The following is a 2,626-nucleotide window of genomic DNA, read 5'->3' on the forward strand; positions in this document are numbered from 1 at the left end:
AGTGCCGATCGTAGCCATTTGGTGGTTCCTTCTGTTTTTCTCGGGCCGCGCGTATCGCGGCCTCGATGGTGGTCGTGAGACCGGGGACGATCGGGCCGCACCCACCGGGGTCCCCGTTGCGCCTGCGCAATGGGGTGGTCCTTAGGGGCTGAAACGAAGTGGAAGACGGCGACGCGAGGCTTTCTTGGATCGCGAGGAATGGACGCGCAGCGGCCAGGGGAAGAAAACGCAGCGACGTCGTTGCGGGAAGACGATCGAGACTGAGTGCAGCGAAGGCGGTCTTCGGTCGGACCCAATCCATTCGAGAACGCCGTGGGCGTGGCTTAGAACGAACCGACGAGAGGAAACGCCACGATGGCTACGATCGGTCATGGCCACTATCGTCCCGCGCCGAAACGCTTCGACGCTTCGGTCAAAAAACGTCATCTCAAGCGCCAAGACACTGTCGGTCACTACTCCAACAGGTGACGAAGGGACGTCCGATTTCCCTGATCTTTGGGCTGAACCGCCATCGCATTCGGGGCGGCTCCGAAGGCGACCGATTGATTGCTGAGGGCACCGGCTTCCAAGCCGCCAAGCAGCGCGAAGATTTCGTGTGCCCAGTCGACTCAAGTGGGGGCCAATTGATATCGAACACGAAGACGATTTCATCACCCCGATCCTACGTAGCATTGCCGAATGATCCCACTAAGCTGACCCCTCGCGCACGGCGAGGCATTGCCGGAAAGGGACGCCTAAGCACAAGGCACCTCATGGAGGGTATCGCACCAGATGGCTGGGCGTCGGCACGCCGAGGAGACGTTCGTATCGGGTACGTTCTGTGTTTCCACCGCTCGCAAAACTTCGTGCTATCGAGGTGTCCGGCCGCGCCATTAGCGCGGCCGAAAATTCTCGAAAGGCGGGCCACTCGGCGGCGATGTTGAAGGCCTCGGCCTCCTCGATCGTGTCAGGCTGAGCGGGTTTCGTCTCCGGCTCAGAAACGTCCGCCGATCTGGCATCTGCTGCCTCGTCCTGCCGTTCAACCGATATCGCAGGTTGCTCGGTGCGCAAGACCGCAGCCCGGCTGGCCAACCTTCTCAGTGAGGCGAAGTAGCGCGTATGCCGTGAAGATGCCGGCGCCGGCGCCGGCGACCCTCGGGGTCAAAGGAAGAACGGCGTATAAACCGCAGTCCTGCGCGCGTCCGCAACAGCGGACGATTGTCGCGCGCAGGGCGGAGGAAATTCGCCCCCGCCGCGGGCGGTGAACGGGACAGCCGCAGGAGCGTCAGCATAGCGCCGTCCGCAGGACGGGACGCGGGACCGACTGTCCCCGTCCGCGGCGGTCCGCATTTTTTTGCGTCAGGATGGAAGCCGACCGGCCGAGATAGCGCGATTTCAGTTCTCGACTAGTCCGGCGGCTGGATCGGCGACGACGCTCTGACTTCGGCGACCAAAGGCATTGTCGCCGCGCGACTTGTTTTGTTCAGCCGCAGCAGCGAAGCCAGAACTGGTGGTTCGATGAGTTGGGGGAAAGGCGGTAGCGCTCTACCGGCCCGAACCCCACAACCGGTACTTGATCAAATTTGCGCCAATGCGGATCCAGACATGCCAACTCCCTTCATAAGAGCGTGCAATTCGGCGGGAGACGCAAGACAGAAAATTCGAAAAGCTTCCAAGAATCCAGGCAACCTGAATATAATGCACGGTCGGGATAATCCTTGCCGTTACATCCAAGCGCTGGTCGCTCATTTAGCCCTGCTCAGGCGGTTCGACTGTATGTTTACCCTAGCAGCCACGTCGCCAGAGGCCAAAGTTAAGCGCCGCTCTTGTACTAAGCGCGGATGTATGGTGCCAGTCGCTTGTGCTCCGAACGCACTGCTTGCGAGGGGCCGCCTGGGTCATTCGAACCTGTCCAGCTCCTTCACGCGGGCCGGCATCGTCCACACGCCACGTTTGGAGGGCGTGAGGCCGCAACGTATCAGAGTCTGCGCAAGGCCGACCGAGACGCCTACTCCATCCACAACGATGAATATCGTGCTTGCGCTGGAGGGCGGATGCAAACTCGGCCATGCCAGCGCAACCCAGTGCAACGCCTTCCGCTCCCAGCCTGATGCCTTCGCGTATGAGTTCCGAAATTCGTTCGGACGCGCCACTCTCAGGTCTTTCCAGATCAAGGACGGGGATGTCGGAGGCAAGCACCCGTCGGCAGCGATGGGAGAAGCCGTACCGCCGAATGTTGTCTTCAATGATTGGCACAGAACGTGACAGAGTGGTCACGACACAGAAGCTGTGAGCGACAAGGCTGACGGCATGAAGCGAAGCCTCGCCTATGCCGATGACGGGCTTGGTAGCGATTGCCCTTGCAGCGTCGAGACCCGTATCGTCGAAGCAAGCTATGATATGGGCGTCGACATTGTCCGCTGCCGCAACCACCTGCTTGAGCAGGCCGGCACAGCGAGTGCGCCATCAAATGGCCCTTCGATCGCTTCAGGTCCAGCCGTTGGCTGCATGCCCACTATCTTCGTCCCCGGACCCGGCCCCCGGCCGCCGGCGGGGGGCCGGCCCCCCGCGCGGGGCGCGGGGGGGTGTGTTTGTTTGGTAAGGGGTGATTCAATGGGGGGGGCGGCCCCCCCCCCCCCGCCTAGAA

2 protein-coding genes are annotated in these 2,626 nt (G+C 61.8%); both read right to left on the reverse strand.

What is annotated here, in order from left to right; all coding sequences use genetic code 11:
- On the reverse strand, positions 1-301 hold a 301-nt coding region (locus tag NKI47_RS34695), incomplete at its 3' end, for a hypothetical protein (RefSeq protein ID WP_502898130.1).
- Between the two features lie 1,463 nt (positions 302-1,764).
- Positions 1,765-2,412: an aspartate/glutamate racemase family protein gene (locus tag NKI47_RS34700; RefSeq protein ID WP_352596301.1), complete on the reverse strand. Its 648-nt coding sequence runs from the start codon at positions 2,410-2,412 to the stop codon at positions 1,765-1,767.
- Between the last annotated feature and the right edge of the window lie 214 nt (positions 2,413-2,626).

The sequence above is a fragment of the Mesorhizobium sp. M0633 genome, from assembly GCF_040320645.1.
In the GTDB taxonomy this organism is placed as follows: domain Bacteria; phylum Pseudomonadota; class Alphaproteobacteria; order Rhizobiales; family Rhizobiaceae; genus Mesorhizobium.